Genomic DNA, 17,469 nt, shown 5'->3' with positions numbered 1-17,469 from the left:
AATGAGTGTGTCTGAACGCTTAGTAGAACAATTACGCAAAAAGCGGGAACGCATACAAAAACCGTCAGTAGCGGTTTCTGGATATTTAACCCGAGTGGTCGGTTTGATGTTTGAAGCGGTTGGCTGTCGTGCGCCGGTTGGTTCCAGCGTGGCAGTGGAAGCCGACAGCGGTGATATTGAAGCCGAAGTGGTGGGTTTTCAGGGCAACATCAGCTACCTCATGCCAACCGAAGATGCCTACGGCGTTATTCCGGGGGCCAGAGTGCGCCCACTGAACCGGAAAAATCAATTGCCGCTGGGGATGGAACTGCTGGGTCGGGTTATTGACGCACGGGGAGAGCCCCTCGACGGCAAAGGACCTATTTTCTCCGACGGAAAAACCTATCGAAGTAAACCCATGAACCCCTTAAATCGACGTCAGGTTAAGCAACCTCTGGACGTTGGTGTCACGGCTATTAATGCCTGCTTAACGGTGGGGCAGGGGCAACGCATGGGCTTGTTTGCCGGTAGTGGTGTCGGTAAAAGTGTACTGCTGGGTATGATGACGCGCGGTACCACCGCCGATGTGATTGTGGTCGGCCTGATAGGCGAGCGTGGTCGCGAAGTAAAAGAGTTTATTGAAGAAATTTTAGGCGAGGAAGGCCGAGAAAAAGCAGTTGTCATAGCCGCCCCCGCTGACCAGTCACCATTAATTAGATTACGGGGTTGTGAAACTGCCTCTCAAGTGGCGGAGTACTTTCGTGATCAGGGTCTTAACGTATTGTTATTAATGGACTCTTTAACCCGTTATGCAATGGCGCAGCGGGAAATTGCTTTGGCTGTCGGTGAACCACCGGCAACAAAAGGGTATCCGCCTTCGGTCTTCGCTAAACTGCCTGCTTTGGTGGAACGAGCCGGTAACGGAGGCGACGGACAAGGCTCCGTTACTGCGTTTTACACGGTACTCACTGAGGGTGATGACTTGCAGGATCCTATTGCCGATTCGGCCAGGGCTATACTGGACGGGCATATTGTATTAAATCGTGAGTTAGCGGACAGCGGTCATTATCCGGCCATCGATATTGAAGCCTCAATTAGCCGAGTGATGCCACAAGTGGTGTCAGAAGAACATATGCAACAGGCTATTCAAGTACGGCAGTGGTACTCAAGCTATCGTCGAAATCACGATCTCATTTCCATTGGTGCTTATACCCGGGGCAGTGATCCTTCTATTGATCAGGCCATTGCTATGCAACCACGTGTCAGTCAGTTTTTGCAGCAGAAAATGCAGCAAGTTATTAGTTATGATGAAAGCCTGTTGTTGCTTAATCAGTTGGTTAATCCGAATCAAAAGCAGTCGTCAGCCGGGAGTCTTTAATCTATGGCTGGGTTAACGCAGTTGCAAATGCTGCTGGAGCTGGAGCAACGACGGGAAGATAAAGCCATACAGGACTTTGCTCAGGTACAGCAGCAAGTGCAGGAGCAGCAAAGACGTCTGGACGGTATGTCAAAATACCGACTCGATTATTTGAATCAGTTGCAGCAGCGTGGCCAAGGTGGGATAGCTTCTCTGCAGGTGGGTCAGTACCACGCGTTTGTTGGTAAGCTCGATGAGGGCGTTGAGCAGTTGCACCACGACATTATAAAGCTGCAGCAAGTGTTACAACAGCGCAAGGAACGCTGGCTAGCTCAGCGACGTAAGCGTGAATCGGTGGACTTTCTCATTAAGGAAAGAAAAAAACGTGAACAAAAAGCCCAGGACAGAAAAGAGCAGAAGAACCTGGATGACTTTAGCAGTCAGCGTTTTATCCGTGACAGGAAATAGTTGGAACAAAATTTGCTTGTTTGTTGATGTGAAGATTAAGTGAAGCGTCAATAAGCCCTTAATTCAGGAATAAAACTATGCAACAGCTGCTCAATTTAACCGAATCTGCCGATAACTTTGCACGCATTGGCAAGGGAAAGGACCTTTCGTTGAAAGGGATTGAAACTGATAACGGTGAGTTCTCACGGTTAATGTTAAAGCAAAACAATGGCGACAAAGAACTGCAACAATTAGCCGCTCGGATAGAAGCGCATCAGGCAGCCGAAGGTAAGGTGAAAGGTGACGCTGTTGAGCGTAAAAATGTTGGTGAGCCAGTGACCCGTAACTTATGGGAACTGCTGCAGCAAATGCAGCAGGAAAAGGCTGACGTCACGGTGGAAGGTGAAGCGGCCGCTATTGGAGACAAGGGTACTGGAGAGGTATCTGTGGAGGTCGAAGCCAAAGCCCTTGAGCTAAGTGATGAAAAATTGTCGGATATGATGCAGGCATTGTTAGCGAAGCTGGATTCAGCCAATGCAGAGAATAACGAGGCTGCAATGACGGATGCCGAGCGGCAGGAATTTGCCGAACAGCTGTTAGCTGGTATGAGTGAGAGTGATAAGCAAGCATTGCAGGCAAAACTTCAGCAGATGATACAAGCGGTTGAGCAAGGTAAGAATGCGGACCAGGCCGTTGAGGACGCAGGTAAGTTTATTGTGAATTTACTTGAGCCAATACTGCCTAAAGCGGATGCTGACAAGCTGCTAGCAGGAAATGAAAAGGCGTTAACCCAAGCATTGAATGAAGCGGCCGAGAAAGCGATTGCTCAGTTGTCGGGGGAACAAGGAAAAGCGAAACCGCAAAGCGCGGATGATTTAGTGACCTTGTTGAATCAATTGGAGCAACAGGTGTCAGCGCAAAAAGCAAAAGGTGATAATAGCGATTTAAGCCTGGCAGAGCAGAAGAAACTTCAACAATTTACTGCAGAACTGCGTCAATTATTAGCCAATCAAAATAGTGAAGCTGAAAAGTCGCAAACTTTGACGAAAGAACAGTCGGCGAGGGCGGAACAATTATTGGCTGAAGTAAGGCAGTTGTTAAAAGGTCAAACGGGTCAAAACAATAAAACCCAGGATTCAATAAAAGTCGCGGACCAGGCAAAAACAGCTGAGCCGGTCATTACCGCAACAAATAGTAAAGCCGGTAAAGAAAAAGCCGACATGAGCGATGTAACGGCTAAAGGTGATGACAGCAAGCAACAAGCTTCAGTACCTGCAGGCTCTACTAATAGTTCTGTCGATGCTGGCGCACAGCAGACAGCGGCCGTGCAACAGAACCAAGCGTTCCAGGCAAATACCGACGCGTTGACTGACGCCAATGCTGCCAGAGCAATACAGGGTCAAATGGTTTCCACCTCGCAGGGCACAGTTGCTGCCAATGAATCGAGTCAGGCTAATACATTGCAGGCATTACAGCGTCCGTTAGATCTACAACAGACCGAAGCGTCGCAGAAGCTGCAGGAACGCATCAATATTATGATGAGTCGTAATATTCAGCGTGCTGATATTCGGCTTGATCCGCCCGAGCTGGGGAGTGTGCAAATTCGAGTCAATATGAGCGGGGAACAAGCATCAGTCCAGTTCCAGGTACAAAGTGCGCAAGCACGAGATGCCATAGAAACGGCGATGCCGAGACTAAGGGAAATGCTCGAGCAGCAAGGAATTAATTTAGCCGATACGCAGGTTGGTGAGCAGAGCAAAAATGGTGAGCGCACTGCTGGTGGGCAAACCGGTTCCGGCGATGAGTCAGAAGATTGGGCTGTTGAAGGCGAGATAGCGTTAGATAATGGCCAGGTTGTGGCGGATGGACAAGTCGATTTCTACGTTTGAAACGGTGTATCATCTGAAGCTATCAGGCTATAGTGACTGTCTGCGGACAGGAATACAGGAAATAAAGCATGGCAGAAGATAAAAACGACAACGACGATGAGCAAGTCGAAGAAAAAACAGGCAGTAAAAAGAAAAAACTGATTCTGTCAGGCATTATCGGTATTGTTTTAATTGTGACTGTGGTGCTGGTTTTGTGGTTATTCGGCGGCTCATCTTCTCCGGAATCGTCGGCACCAACTGGCAGCAGTACACCAGCGCCATCGACATCGTCGAGCCCGGAAATTGGCAGTGCGCTGTATGTAGGTATGCCACGAGCTTTTGTTTTTATCGTGCCGGGTGATTCGCGTGAGCGCACCGTGCAAATAAAAGCGCAGTTAATGGTGCGCGGTGAAGCGAATGAAGAATTGGCGAAAAAACACATTCCGTTAATAGAGGGAACTCTGCATGAGGTATTCTCTTCGTCAACGGCAGACAGGTTGAAAACCGCTGAAGGCAAGGGACAATTGCGTGAACTTGCCTTAACCGAGGTTCGTTCTGCGCTGCAAGAAATTACCGGAAAACCGGTTGTTGAACAGGTTTTATTTACCAGCTTGGTAATGCAATAAGTGAGCTATTATGGCTGTGAGTGACTTACTCTCTCAAGACGAAATTGATGCGCTGTTACATGGCGTTGATGACGTTGAAGAAGAGGATACAGACAAAGAGTCCGTTTCTGCGGATGCGCTTGATTATGACTTTTCGTCGCAAGATCGAATTGTCCGTGGGCGCATGCCAACGCTGGAGATTGTTAACGAGCGTTTTGCCCGCCACATGCGGGTCAGCTTATTTAACATGATGCGCCGTACGGCAGAAGTGTCGATTAACGGTGTCCAGATGATTAAGTTTGGTGAGTACGTACATACGTTGTTCGTGCCAACCAGCTTGAACATGGTGCGTTTCCGTCCGCTAAAAGGCACGGCACTTATCACCATGGAAGCGCGTTTGGTCTTTATATTGGTGGATAACTTCTTTGGTGGTGACGGACGTTACCATGCCAAAATAGAAGGTCGCGAATTTACGCCGACCGAACGTCGCATTATTCAAATGCTGCTGAAACTGGTCTTTGAGGACTATAAAGAGGCCTGGGCACCCGTAATGGACGTTGGTTTTGAGTACCTGGATTCTGAAGTGAATCCGGCCATGGCGAACATTGTGAGTCCGACGGAAGTTATCGTTATTAGTTCGTTTCATATCGAGTTAGACGGTGGCGGCGGTGACTTCCATATAGCGCTGCCTTATTCCATGCTGGAGCCCATTCGTGAACTGCTGGATGCCGGCGTGCAGTCGGATAAAGAAGACACGGATATGCGCTGGAGCAAAGCGCTGCGCGATGAAATTATGGATGTTCCGGTGGAAATGATAGCGAAGCTGGCGGAGACGGAAATGTCGTTACGGGAAGTCATGGAGTTGCAGGAAGGGGATGTTATCCCGCTTGAACTGCCGGATGATTTAACGGTACTGATTGAAGATTTACCGACGTTCCATGCCAAAATGGGACGGTCAAGAGATAATGTCGCATTGAAGATTTCCGAGAAGATTAAGCGTCCGGAAACAGTGAAATCTGATATTCATATGTTGACCCGCGGGGGCCGCCGTATTGGTGGTGACGCGGAGTTACAACAGTTAGAAGAAGATATTGATTTATAATAATTGCTGCTTGAGAAAGTGAGGTTGCAACATGAGTAACGATGATAAAGATATGGATGACTGGGAAGCAGCAATGGCTGAACAGGAAGCTGCTGAAGATGAAGAAAGTGGCGCGTCGGAAGGTGCAGACAAGGCGTCTAGCCATTCCGGCATGGATAACGTACAAACCGCTGAACTAGAAGAGTTGAGCGAAGATAAGCCGGTAACCGAAGAAGAAAAGCGTAAGCTGGATGCTATTCTTGATATCCCGGTCACCATTTCGATGGAAGTGGGTCGTAGCCAAATTAGTATTCGTAACCTGCTGCAATTAAATCAGGGGTCCGTGGTTGAACTGGAACGTGTTGCCGGTGAACCGCTGGACGTGTTGGTTAACGGTACTTTAATTGCGCACGGCGAAGTGGTTGTTGTTAATGATAAATTCGGGATACGCTTAACCGATGTTATTAGTCAGATTGAACGCATTCGTAAGCTTCGCTAGTTTGCTGCTGCTACCTTCTGTTGTGCAAGCACAAACAGAGGAAAAAGCCGGGATCATCTCGGGCAGTGATATAGGCGCCATGGTTTTGGCGCTTTTTGCCGTTTTATTGCTGATAGTAGTTTTAGCTTCGCTACTCAAACGTTTTAACCTGAAGTTTCAGGGAACGTCGGGTATGAAGGTACTGAGTAGTGTGTCTTTAGGAGCCAAAGAACGCTTGGTGATTGTTGATGTTGGTGGGCAAAAATTACTGCTCGGTGTTACGCAACAACGCATTGAGTGCCTGAAAGAACTTTCAAGCGATATCAACCTGGAAGGAAAACAAGAACAATGAACCGTTGGTTGCTACTGTCTATTGTATCGGTCCTGCTGTTACTGCCTGAACAAGCCTTTGCTTTGCAAGATCTTACTGCGGTGACGGTGAAGACAAACCCAGATGGCACGCAAGAGTATTCGGTGACCTTGCAAATTTTAGCCATAATGACGGCGCTGACGTTTATTCCGGCAATGGTCATTATGATGACATCCTTTACCCGAATTATTATTGTTCTGGCTATATTGCGTCAGGCAATCGGCTTGCAGCAGTCTCCGTCTAATCAGGTTCTGCTTGGTATTGCGCTATTCTTGAGCTTCTTCATTATGACGCCGGTATTAAACGAAATTAATGACAAAGCGCTGCAGCCCTATTTAAACGAAGAAATTAAGTCGATGGAGGCTGTTGACCGGGCGAAGGCACCAGTGAAAGCCTTTATGTTGGCGCAAACGCGCCTAACAGACTTAGAGACCTTTGTTGAGATATCGGGAACTGAAGGGGTCGAAAAACCCGAAGATGTGCCCATGTCAGTTCTGATTCCCTCGTTTATTACGTCGGAACTAAAAACCGCGTTTCAAATTGGCTTCATGCTATTTATTCCGTTTTTAATCATTGACTTGGTGGTTGCCAGTGTTCTAATGGCAATGGGTATGATGATGTTGTCGCCAATGATTGTCTCCTTGCCCTTCAAGTTGATGTTGTTTGTGCTAGTGGATGGCTGGAGCTTAACCATGAGCACCCTGGCCGGCAGCTTCGGGGTTTAGGAGGCGTTATGTCACCAGAAATGTTTCTCGACATTTTTCAGGAAGCCTTGAAAACCATCGTCATTATGGTGGCCTTTATTATTATTCCCGGGCTGTTAGTTGGCCTTGTGGTTGCCGTTTTCCAGGCGGCAACCTCTATTAACGAGCAAACCTTAAGTTTCTTACCACGTTTGTTGGTTACATTAGCTGTGATTGGCCTGGGTGGTCACTTTCTAACAGAAACGGTGATGGATTTTACAATTCAGATGTTTAACCGGATACCCGAAGTGGTCGGCTGATGGATCTGGTCACTTCCGTTGTTATCGGCTGGCTGGAGCAGCATTTGTGGCCTTTGACCCGTGTGTCATCCATGATAATGAGTATGGCGCTTTTTTCCGGCACCATTGTTAACTCTCGCGTCAAAATCTTTTTGTCGTTAGCGATAATCTTTGCAATAGCACCGGCCTTACCGGAAGTTAACACTGGCGTCGAAATGACATCGGTGGGCGGGTTTGTGGTGACGGCCCAGCAAATTGTCATTGGTATCGCTCTGGGCTTAATTTCTATCCTCTTCTTGCAAACTTTTGTTTTGGGCGGACAGATTATTGCCATGCAGATTGGTTTGGGTTTTGCCTCGATGGTGGATCCGACCAATGGGCAACAGGTTCCGGTTATTGCTCAGTTCTTCCTAATGTTAGCGAGTTTGATCTTCTTAGCCTTCGATGGGCACTTGCTCATGATTGAGATGGTGGTCGCAAGCTTTGACGCCATACCGGTGGGCATGACGGGATTAGATGCCGATGCTTTATACGCGGTTGCTAACTGGGGTGTTTACATGTTCTCGGCAGCATTAACGGCTATGCTGTCCGGTATTATCGCGTTGCTGTTAATTAACCTAAGCTTTGGTGTTATGACTCGAGCAGCTCCTCAGTTGAATATTTTTGCGATTGGTTTTCCCATTACCATGGTGAGCGGCCTGGTGGTTATTTGGTTGACGATGGGTGGTTTTATTTTCCACTTTGAGAACCAGTGGGCGCGGGCGGTGCAAACTATGTGTGAAATTTTAGGTAGCCAGTGTGCTTAAGTCGACTTTTCTGACAGAAGGTTATAGAGATGGCAGAGACTGATCAGGAACGCACAGAAGACCCCACGGAGCGACGAAAACAGCAAGCCCGTGAGAAAGGTCAGATTGCCCGATCTAAGGAGATGGGGACTGCGTTTGTGTTGGTTAGCTCGGCCGTTGCTTTTTTTTGGTTTGGAAACGCGTTATATCAAGGCGTACGAAACGTTTTCGAAACCCTGTTCACTATTGACCGGCAGCAAGCCTTTGACACCACCAAACTTTTCGAAGCCCTGGGTATCGCGGTAGGTGAAGTCATGTGGCCCATGTTGACTATCTTCGCCTTTATTGTCGTTTTTACCTTTTTAGGTAACTGCTGGCTTGGGGGCATTAACTTTTCGTCTCAGGCAATGGCACCAAAGTTTAACCGTATGAGCCCTCTTAACGGCTTTAAGCGAATGTTTGGTGTTCAAGCGTTAGTTGAACTGTTAAAAGGCATTGCAAAATTCGGTGTGGTTGCCGTTTCCGCCTACTTTTTATTGAAGTGGCAGTTTGTCGATATCTTACAAATGTCGATGGGTCAGATACCTAATATTATTGCCAATGCATTGGACACCCTATTGTGGATGTTTTTACTGCTGTGCTGTTCGATGTTTCTTATTGTCGTTATTGATGCACCTTTTCAAGTGTGGAAGCACAATAAAGATCTCAAAATGACTCAGCAGGAAGTTAAAGACGAGCACAAGGACACCGAAGGTAGCCCTGAAGTGAAAAGTCGCATCCGTCGCCTGCAAATGGAAATGGCAAATCGCCGAATGATGCAAGAAGTGCCTAAGGCCGATGTGGTTGTGACCAACCCGACACACTATGCTGTGGCATTAAAATATGATGACGGTGGTGTGCAGGCGCCGGTCGTTCTGGCGAAAGGAACGGATGAAACGGCAGCGAAGATTCGTGAAATTGCATTGGAATATGAAATACCTCTGGTTGCATCACCCGGCCTGGCCCGTTCTATCTATCACACCACTGAGCTTGAAAAGGAAATTCCAAAAGGCTTGTTTATAGCGGTGGCCCAGATCCTTGCTTACGTTTATCAATTACGCATGTTTAAACAAGGTCAGGCTAAGCGACCTAAGAAACCACCAACGGATGTCTCTATTCCGGATGACCTGCGTTACTAATTCATCATTTGCGCGTTTGGGCGGGCTGCTATATCATTCGCCACCATTCGCGCCGATATCGGCAGTGGCAAATTTGGACTGAGCAGTTATGGCAAAACTTTCTTTGTGCCTGGCGCAACTGGACTTTACAGTTGGTGCTATTCACAACAATACCGCCCTAATTTTAAAAACGTTGCGTGAGCAAGGTCAGCAGCATGACATCATTGTTTTTCCTGAACTTGCAATTACGGGCTACCCTCCGGAAGATTTGCTGTTCCGCGATGACCTGCATCAAGCGGTGGATAATGCGGTAGAACAGATCAGTGCCGCCGCTTCTGACTGCGTCGTTATTGTAGGTCATCCTCAGGCGGTTGGCGGGGAGCTTTTTAACGCGATGTCCGTTTTACATCGCGGTGAGTGCTTGCTGCGTTATTTTAAACAGCGTTTACCCAATTATGGGGTCTTTGACGAGCAACGCCATTTCATTCCGGGTCATCAGAGTCAGGTGTTTGAGTGGCAGGGCGTTCGTGTTGGGTTGCAAATTTGTGAAGACCTCTGGCACCCACAACCCTTGCAACAGCTACTGCAGGACGATATTGATCTGGTGCTGTCAATTAATGCCTCTCCTTACGAGCTAAACAAGCACGAGCAACGTCTTGGGGTGTTGAAGCAACGTACCGCTGAGTCGAATAAACCTATTGTGTACTTAAACAATTGTGGCGCACAAGACGAGCTGGTATTTGACGGCCACTCCCTGGTTATGGATGCGCAGGGCGAGCTTGTTGCGGAACTGCCGCATTGTGAAATGACCACGGCGACAGTGACTTATGAAGGTAACCATATCACTTGCAGCGGATTTCCGGTTCAGGCAGAGCAGAATAATCTGGCTCATGTGTATGACGCGCTGGTTTTAGCGGTTCGTGATTATGTTACTAAAAACGGCTTTTCCGGCGTGGCCCTGGGCTTGTCAGGTGGTATTGATTCTGCGTTAACGCTGGCGATAGCAAGCGATGCGCTGGGTGCTGATAAAGTTCATGCAGTTATGATGCCGTTTCGTTACACCTCAGATATGAGTCTCGAAGATGCGGAACAACAAGCGAAAACCTTAGGGGTTCGTTACGACGTTGTGCCTATCGAACCGATGTTCGACCAATTTATGAAGCAGCTAGCCCCGCTATTTGGCGAGACAGAGACCGATACGACAGAAGAAAATTTACAATCGCGTTGCCGTGGTGTTTTGCTTATGGCGTTATCAAATAAAACCGGCTCTCTGGTGTTAGCAACCGGTAACAAAAGCGAGATGGCCGTTGGTTACGCGACTTTATATGGCGATATGTGTGGTGGTTTCGCGCCTATTAAGGACATTCCCAAATTATTGGTTTACCAACTGGCCGAATTTCGTAATAGCCGAGGCTCATGTATTCCCCAGCGTGTCATCGACAGACCGCCTTCCGCTGAACTTGCACCTGATCAAGTTGACTCAGACTCCCTGCCAGACTATAGCGATCTGGATCGCATTCTGGCATTGTATGTAGAGAGAGACTGGTCGGTAACCGATATTATCGCGGCCGGGTTTGCGGATGAAGATGTACGTCGGGTGATTCGTTTGGTGGATCTGAACGAATACAAACGCCGTCAATCTGCAACTGGGCCAAAAGTAACGCCACGAAACTTTGGTAAGGATCGTCGTTACCCTATTACCAGTCATTATCGCCATGAATTACAGCGACAAGGTCAATAGGACAAGCACTGATGAAAAAAGTTGAAGCCATTATTAAGCCGTTTAAATTGGACGACGTGCGGGAAGCTCTGTCTGAAGTGGGCATTGCTGGTATGACGGTGTCAGAAGTAAAAGGTTTTGGCCGTCAAAAAGGACACACTGAGCTGTACCGAGGTGCAGAGTATATGGTCGACTTTCTTCCGAAGGTTAAGTTGGAAGTTGTGGTTGCGGATTCTGAAGTTGAGCGTTGCATTGAAGCAATAATGGAAACCGCGCAGACCGGTAAAATTGGTGATGGTAAAATCTTTATCACTGACATCGAACGTGTCATTCGGATTCGCACTGGTGAGGAAAACGAAGACGCGGTTTAAGTGGCCGCGTCATCTATTTCTAACCTTTACTAGCCTGGCTTGTTATTGAGCGGCAACTAACTGATTATCAGGGAAGTTAGCTCGCAGAACTTTCATTGCGTCTTCTCGCAACTCTGGCAGCTCAAGTTGATCATAGCTTTCTACCATAATGGCCAGGGCATTCTCTACTTCCGGGGTCTCGGAAAAATGCTTTAGTACGTAGCGCCCGCGGTTAGCGGCTGCTAAGTAAGCCTGTCGCTGCATGTAGTATTGAGCAACAGCAAGTTCCTTTTGGGCTAAACGGCTTTTTAAAGCAATTAGACGCTTCTTGGCATCGGCAGCGTATTCACTTTCCGGATACTTTTGTACCAGTTCTGCAAAATCTTTAAAAGCCTCTTGTGCCATGGAGGAGTCGCGGTCAGAGCGATCAACTCCCGCAATATCATGTATCGCGTTGTGCTCAGCTCTTTGATTAACCAAACCTCGCATATAAAGCGCGTAGTCAACATCTTTATGATTGGGATTTAGGCTAATAAAACGGTCAATTGCAGCTAATGCCTGATCAGTATTGTCGAGCTTGTAGTTCAAATAGATAAGGTCCAGCTGTATTTGATGAGCAAAAGGACCAAACGGATAGCGACTGCTAAGCTGCGATAGTTGCTCCTGCGCCAGGTTGAGATTACCGTTTGCTATACTTTCCTGAGCGTTAGCGTACTGATATTCGATTGGCGTTTTCGAGACTTGGTTTTCATCAGATTGGCTTGAGCAACCTGCAAGCATCAAACCCAGAACCGAGGATAAAACGACGTTTCGGCCTAACTTATTTCTTAACATAGTATGGAGGATTCCCTTTATTTTTTTGGCGCTGCACTCGCAAACCGTTACACTAGCATATTCTTGCATTCTAACGCAGCCGTAAAGGCTTTGACAGTCGAAACCCAATATATGAACAAAAGCATTGAATTAGAAGCCATTGTTACCGAGCCCCTAGCTGGGAAAAGATTAGACCAGGCACTTGCAGAGTTGTTCCCTGACTACTCCAGGTCGCGCTTGAAAAGCTGGATAACTGACGGAAAAGTAACCGTCGATACAAAAGTGGTCGAAAAGCCACGAGAAAAGGTGGTGGCTGGTACTTTGGTCGCTGTTGACGCAGAAATCGAAGGTGAGGAACGACATCAGGGACAACCCGTTGAGTTGGATATTGTCTATGAAGACGATGATATCCTTGTGATTAATAAACCGGCGGGGCTGGTGGTGCACCCGGGGGCAGGGGCACCAGACAGAACACTGCTGAATGGTCTGCTGCACTATGATCCCCAGCTTGATTTAGTGCCCAGAGCTGGAATTATTCATCGTCTGGATAAAGACACAACCGGTTTGATGGTTGTTGCACGTAACGTACCGGCACAGACGCAGTTAGTGTCTATGATGCAGGAACGTGAAATTACCCGTGAATATGAAGCGGTTTGTAATGGCGTAATGACGGCTGGCGGTATGGTCGATCAACCCATTGGGCGGCATCCGACTAAACGGACTCATATGGCGGTGGTACAGTCAGGAAAGCCGGCGGTTACTCATTACCGTGTGCTGGATCGCTACAGAGCCCATACGTTACTGCGCTTGCGTTTAGAATCTGGTCGAACTCACCAGATACGTGTGCACATGGCCCATATTCGACATCCGCTGGTCGGCGACTTGACCTATGGTGGCAGACCCCGTCCTCCCAAACAGGCCGAAGATCGCCTTTTACAAACCTTGCGTGGATTTAATCGCCAGGCGTTACACGCTGCGTCGCTTGGTTTGCACCATCCAATTACCGGAGACTGGCTGGAATTTAATGTACCGCGACCAAAAGATTTTCAGTATCTAATTGAAGAGTTGCGTATTGATCATGAACGTTTTAAGTCAGCATGAGGGAATAATGTTTCCTGACTGGGCGCTGCCGCCGGGGGTTCATGCGGCAGTTACCAACAGAGCTTTTGGTAACTTGGCTGTGCATGTTGGCGATGACCCTGCTGCGGTTATTTTGCGCCGTCGCAAGTTGCAGCGCTCGTTGGAGTTGCCCCGGGCTATTATCTGGCTACAGCAGCAACATACGAATGATGTGCTGCGCTGGCCTTTTACCTCTTCCATTGCCGATGCAGCCTACGCTTCTGAAGCTGGAAGCATTTGTGCCGTGTTAACAGCCGATTGCCTGCCCATTCTTTGCTGCTCTGACGACGGTAAAGAAATAGCAGCGGTGCACGCCGGTTGGCGGGGCTTAGCGAACGGTGTTTTAAAAAATGCACTGGCAAACTTTAAAACGGCTGCGGCAAACATTCGTATTTGGATAGGTCCCTCAATTGGTGCGCAGGCTTTTGAAGTAGGCGATGACGTTCGACAAACTTTTATTGCCTGTCATCCGTCAAATGCCGAACATTTCATTCCACGAGACGATCGGTGGTTGGCAGACTTAGCGTCTATTGCTGCAGATGAGTGTGATCGTATGGGTGTGCATCAGGTGATAAACAGTAACGAATGCACTGTCGTTAATAATGCGAGCTGGTATTCCTGGCGCGGGGAAAGCGCGGCAGCCAGATTTGCGTCAATTATTTGGCGAAATTAAATTTAATTACTTGAAAATGCGCAAAAAGTACCCACATTTAATCTAACGCAAGAATTAAGTGAGGAAGTATCAATGCGACACGATAAATTTACTAGCAAGTTTCAGATGGCAATTGCAGATGCCCAGTCAATTGCACTGGGGCGAGACCATCAATATATAGAGCCCGTTCATTTAATGCAGGCCCTGTTAGATCAAAACGGGGGCTCAGTGCGCCCCTTGTTTACGATACTCAACGTAGATATCCCTCAATTCAGAGCCGACTTATCTAAGGCTTTAGATGCCATACCTCAAGTGGAAGGTACCGGTGGCGACATTCAGCTGTCTCAAAATACGGCGCAGCTTCTGAACTTGTGTGATAAGTACGCTCAGAAGCGAAATGATTCCTATATATCCTCTGAATTATTTTTGTTGGCGGCAACGGAAGATAAAGGCAAGTTGGGAGAGATATTTCGTCAACAAAAAATCAAACGTGACGCACTCGAAAAGGCTATTAACGACATTCGTGATGGTGAAAAAGTGGATGACCCTAATGCTGAAGAAAAACGACAGGCGTTGGATAAATACACTATCAATTTAACTGAGCGGGCTGAGCAGGGTAAGCTAGACCCTGTTATCGGGCGCGATGAAGAAATTCGCCGTACTATTCAGGTGTTGCAACGACGCACTAAAAATAACCCGGTTCTTATTGGTGATCCCGGGGTGGGTAAAACGGCGATTGTAGAAGGGTTGGCGCAGCGTATCGTTAATGGCGAGGTGCCGGAAGGATTAAAGCATAAGCGCGTGCTGTCTCTGGATTTAGGATCTTTATTAGCTGGCGCAAAATACCGTGGTGAATTTGAAGAACGACTGAAAGCCGTTCTGACCGAGCTATCAAAAGAAGAAGGCCGTATCATTCTGTTCATTGACGAGATGCACACAATGGTTGGTGCAGGTAAAGCGGAAGGTGCAATGGACGCAGGCAATATGCTGAAGCCGGCACTGGCGCGCGGTGAACTGCATTGCGTTGGTGCGACGACACTGGATGAATACCGTCAGTACATCGAAAAAGATGCCGCACTTGAGCGACGTTTCCAGAAAGTGCTTGTGGATGAGCCAAACGTGGAAGACACCATTGCCATTCTGCGTGGGTTGAAGGAACGCTATGAGTTACACCACTCGGTGGAAATTACTGACCCGGCAATTGTTGCTGCAGCGTCGTTGTCACATCGTTACATCAGTGATCGCAAGCTGCCGGATAAAGCCATCGACTTAATCGATGAAGCAGCTTCAAGTATTCGTATGCAGATTGACTCCAAACCGGAAGATCTGGATCGCCTTGAGCGACGGATTATTCAGTTGAAGCTTGAGCGGCAGGCGTTACAAAAAGAGAAAGACGACGCGAGTAAGAAACGACTCGAAATACTTCATGATGAGCTTGATGACCAAGAGAGAAAATATCAGGAGCTTGAAGAAGTCTGGAATACTGAAAAAGCGGCTGTGCAAGGAACTCAGCATATTAAAGCGCAGCTAGAGCAAGCGCGTACCGACATGGATATAGCGCGTCGCGCCGGTGATTTAAACCGTATGTCGGAACTGCAATATGGTCGTATTCCAGAGCTGGAAAGACAGTTAGACTTAGCGTTGCAAGCAGAAATGCAGGATATGAGCTTGTTGAAAAACCGTGTGACCGAAGAAGAGATCGCGGACGTGCTGTCTCGATGGACGGGCATCCCGGTTAACAGAATGCTCGAAGGCGAGCGTGAAAAACTGTTACAGATGGAAGAGCAAATACACCATCGCGTGGTTGGCCAAAATGAAGCGGTTGAAGCGGTCTCTAATGCGATTCGTCGATCACGGGCGGGTCTTGGCGATCCCAACCGTCCTATTGGATCCTTCTTATTCCTGGGACCGACGGGGGTGGGTAAAACCGAATTATCGAAAGCGTTAGCAAACTTTATGTTTGATACGGATGACGCCATGGTGCGTATCGATATGTCGGAGTTTATGGAAAAGCATTCCGTGGCTCGTCTTGTTGGTGCCCCTCCTGGCTACGTGGGATATGAGGAAGGTGGTTATTTAACTGAAGCTGTACGCCGTAAGCCGTACTCGGTTATTTTATTAGACGAAATTGAAAAAGCGCATCCGGATGTCTTTAATATCTTATTGCAGGTGTTAGATGACGGACGTTTAACTGACGGTCAGGGACGTACCGTCGATTTCAAAAATACGGTTATTATTATGACCTCAAATTTAGGTTCGGATTTAATTCAGGAGCATGCAAAAGAGCATACTTATGAACAGATGAAAGCCGAAGTAATGGAAGTGCTGGCGCATCATTTCCGTCCGGAGTTTATTAACCGGGTTGATGAAACGGTTGTCTTTCACCCATTGGGCGAGAGTGAAATCCGTTCTATTGCTGAATTCCAGCTACAGCTTCTTTTTAAGCGTCTGGAAGAAAAAGAATATCAGTTAGAGTTGGATGACCAGGCTTTATCACACCTGGCCAGAACGGGCTTTGATCCGGTCTTTGGTGCTCGTCCATTAAAACGTGCTATTCAGCAGGAACTTGAAAACCCGCTAGCGCAGAAGATCTTGTCAGGGGAACTTGAGACTGCTAAACCGATCAAAGTCAGTGTTAAAAATGAACGGTTAGTAATCACCCAATAGGGGGTTAGGGTTCCGGGTATTTCCTGTTCGGAGCCCTAATGTGATAACCTGACTACTTTCTATTAAGTGACTAAAGAGTGTTTTAATACATGAGTAACGACAGCTCTAATACTGGTGGCAAGAGCCGCGGTATCTATTTACTGCCAAACTTGTTTACAACCGCAGGCCTGTTTTCAGGCTTTTATGCCATTGTTGCATCAATGAACGATCGTTTTATTGAGGCAGCGGTCGCTATATTCATTGCGATGGTTTTTGATGGGCTCGACGGACGTGTTGCAAGAATGACTAACACCGAAAGTGATTTTGGTGCAGAGTTCGACAGCATGGCCGATATTGTTTCTTTTGGTATGGCCCCGGCGTTAGTTATGTATAACTACGCATTAGCTGACTTGGGTAAGATAGGTTGGTTAGCTGCCTTTATTTTTGTGGCTGGTGGTGCTTTGAGGTTAGCGCGATTCAATACGAATCTGGGTTCCTCTGATAAACGCTACTTCCAAGGCCTGGCGATACCCAGCGCAGCGGCAATCGTTGCGGGGTTAGTCTGGGTTGGCTCAGAATATGGTGTCGATGGAACCGATATCGGTGGTATTGCTGCTGTCATCACCATCTGTGCCGGTTTATTAATGGTGACTAATTTCCGTTACCATTCTTTTAAAGATGTTGACTGGAAAGGGAAAGTATCCTTTTTAGTGATTTTGGTTGTTGTATTGGCTTTCGTAGTAGTTGCGACACAGCCATCGTTGGTATTGTTTTCTATTTTCTTCTTGTATGCTTTGTCAGGCCCGGTATTAACCATAAAGAACGTGAAGAAGTTAAAGTTGGGCCATGTGGTTGGTGATGATGACGAAGATGATGCTGACTTTAATGACAACGAAGAGAATAAAAAAGCAGCAGAAAAAGCGGATAAAGACGATTAAAACAGCAACATGGTTATGTTCTGACCAAACGATCGTGATGGACTTAAAAAGATCTTGAAAGGTTCACAGAGATCACTATAATTCGCCGCCGTTGTCATGAGGAATCAGTCAACGGCGTTTTG

Annotated in this window: 18 protein-coding genes; 17 read left to right on the top strand and 1 reads right to left on the bottom strand. The window is 47.5% G+C overall.

All coding sequences use genetic code 11. The annotated features are described in order from the left end of the window. The first annotated feature begins 1 nt into the window (after position 1). From fliI to glnB, 13 genes are all read left to right on the top strand, one after another. Complete coding sequence (gene fliI, locus RBK99_RS13075; protein WP_317505044.1) at positions 2 to 1,357, top strand: flagellar protein export ATPase FliI; 1,356 nt, start codon at positions 2 to 4, stop codon at positions 1,355 to 1,357. A gap of 3 nt (positions 1,358 to 1,360) precedes the next feature. Then, positions 1,361 to 1,804: a flagellar export protein FliJ gene (gene fliJ / locus RBK99_RS13070; RefSeq protein WP_317505043.1), complete on the top strand. Its 444-nt coding sequence runs from the start codon at positions 1,361 to 1,363 to the stop codon at positions 1,802 to 1,804. Positions 1,805 to 1,881: 77 nt separating this feature from the next. Then, positions 1,882 to 3,672 carry a flagellar hook-length control protein FliK gene (locus RBK99_RS13065; RefSeq protein ID WP_317505042.1) on the top strand — a complete coding sequence of 597 codons (1,791 nt, stop codon included), beginning with the start codon at positions 1,882 to 1,884 and terminating at the stop codon, positions 3,670 to 3,672. Positions 3,673 to 3,740: 68 nt separating this feature from the next. Further along, positions 3,741 to 4,277: a flagellar basal body-associated protein FliL gene (gene fliL, locus RBK99_RS13060; protein ID WP_317505041.1), complete on the top strand. Its 537-nt coding sequence runs from the start codon at positions 3,741 to 3,743 to the stop codon at positions 4,275 to 4,277. A gap of 16 nt (positions 4,278 to 4,293) precedes the next feature. After that, the gene (gene fliM, locus RBK99_RS13055) at positions 4,294 to 5,358 is read left to right on the top strand and encodes a flagellar motor switch protein FliM (RefSeq protein ID WP_317505061.1); all 1,065 of its coding nucleotides are present in this window, start codon (positions 4,294 to 4,296) and stop codon (positions 5,356 to 5,358) included. A 31-nt stretch (positions 5,359 to 5,389) separates the two neighbouring features. Next, positions 5,390 to 5,836 (top strand): flagellar motor switch protein FliN, encoded by a 447-nt coding sequence (gene fliN, locus RBK99_RS13050; protein ID WP_317505040.1) that lies wholly within the window; start codon positions 5,390 to 5,392, stop codon positions 5,834 to 5,836. Next, on the top strand, positions 5,796 to 6,167 hold the full coding sequence (gene fliO / locus RBK99_RS13045; RefSeq protein WP_317505039.1) for a flagellar biosynthetic protein FliO: 372 nt from the start codon (positions 5,796 to 5,798) through the stop codon (positions 6,165 to 6,167). The genes fliN and fliO overlap by 41 nt, the downstream gene beginning before the upstream one ends. After that, positions 6,164 to 6,910, top strand: a complete 747-nt coding sequence (fliP, locus tag RBK99_RS13040; RefSeq protein ID WP_317505038.1) for a flagellar type III secretion system pore protein FliP — start codon at positions 6,164 to 6,166, stop codon at positions 6,908 to 6,910. The genes fliO and fliP overlap by 4 nt, the downstream gene beginning before the upstream one ends. An 8-nt stretch (positions 6,911 to 6,918) precedes the next feature. Then, entirely contained in the window at positions 6,919 to 7,188 is a 270-nt protein-coding gene (gene fliQ, locus RBK99_RS13035) for a flagellar biosynthesis protein FliQ (protein ID WP_317505037.1), read from the top strand. Beyond that, positions 7,188 to 7,973 carry a flagellar biosynthetic protein FliR gene (gene fliR, locus RBK99_RS13030; protein ID WP_317505036.1) on the top strand — a complete coding sequence of 262 codons (786 nt, stop codon included), beginning with the start codon at positions 7,188 to 7,190 and terminating at the stop codon, positions 7,971 to 7,973. The genes fliQ and fliR overlap by 1 nt, the downstream gene beginning before the upstream one ends. A 29-nt stretch (positions 7,974 to 8,002) precedes the next feature. Further along, positions 8,003 to 9,130 carry a flagellar biosynthesis protein FlhB gene (gene flhB, locus RBK99_RS13025; protein WP_317505035.1) on the top strand — a complete coding sequence of 376 codons (1,128 nt, stop codon included), beginning with the start codon at positions 8,003 to 8,005 and terminating at the stop codon, positions 9,128 to 9,130. 88 nt (positions 9,131 to 9,218) lie between these two features. Continuing rightward, positions 9,219 to 10,850, top strand: a complete 1,632-nt coding sequence (locus RBK99_RS13020; protein ID WP_317505034.1) for an NAD+ synthase — start codon at positions 9,219 to 9,221, stop codon at positions 10,848 to 10,850. A gap of 11 nt (positions 10,851 to 10,861) precedes the next feature. Then, positions 10,862 to 11,200, top strand: coding sequence for a nitrogen regulatory protein P-II (gene glnB / locus RBK99_RS13015; RefSeq protein WP_054490674.1), 339 nt, complete (start codon positions 10,862 to 10,864; stop codon positions 11,198 to 11,200). 42 nt (positions 11,201 to 11,242) lie between these two features. Here glnB and RBK99_RS13010 read toward each other — a convergent pair whose 3' ends face one another. Continuing rightward, a complete protein-coding gene (locus RBK99_RS13010) occupies positions 11,243 to 12,013 on the bottom strand; it encodes an outer membrane protein assembly factor BamD (RefSeq protein WP_317505033.1) in 771 nt (256 codons plus the stop codon). Between the two features lie 111 nt (positions 12,014 to 12,124). Between RBK99_RS13010 and rluD the strand changes: the two genes are divergently transcribed. The 4 genes from rluD to pssA all read left to right on the top strand — a co-directional run bounded on the left by rluD (position 12,125) and on the right by pssA (position 17,347). Next, positions 12,125 to 13,093 carry a 23S rRNA pseudouridine(1911/1915/1917) synthase RluD gene (gene rluD / locus RBK99_RS13005; RefSeq protein WP_317505032.1) on the top strand — a complete coding sequence of 323 codons (969 nt, stop codon included), beginning with the start codon at positions 12,125 to 12,127 and terminating at the stop codon, positions 13,091 to 13,093. Beyond that, positions 13,071 to 13,784 (top strand): peptidoglycan editing factor PgeF, encoded by a 714-nt coding sequence (gene pgeF, locus RBK99_RS13000; RefSeq protein WP_317505031.1) that lies wholly within the window; start codon positions 13,071 to 13,073, stop codon positions 13,782 to 13,784. The genes rluD and pgeF overlap by 23 nt, the downstream gene beginning before the upstream one ends. A gap of 72 nt (positions 13,785 to 13,856) precedes the next feature. Beyond that, positions 13,857 to 16,430 (top strand): ATP-dependent chaperone ClpB, encoded by a 2,574-nt coding sequence (gene clpB / locus RBK99_RS12995; protein ID WP_317505030.1) that lies wholly within the window; start codon positions 13,857 to 13,859, stop codon positions 16,428 to 16,430. Positions 16,431 to 16,519: 89 nt separating this feature from the next. Next, positions 16,520 to 17,347: a CDP-diacylglycerol--serine O-phosphatidyltransferase gene (pssA, locus tag RBK99_RS12990; RefSeq protein ID WP_317505029.1), complete on the top strand. Its 828-nt coding sequence runs from the start codon at positions 16,520 to 16,522 to the stop codon at positions 17,345 to 17,347. Positions 17,348 to 17,469 lie beyond the last annotated feature (122 nt).

It is taken from the genome of Idiomarina solivarensis (genome assembly GCF_033052755.1).
GTDB lineage: Bacteria > Pseudomonadota > Gammaproteobacteria > Enterobacterales > Alteromonadaceae > Idiomarina.
Note: the sequence above shows the minus strand (reverse complement) of the source record. Positions and strands in the feature narration are given on the sequence as shown.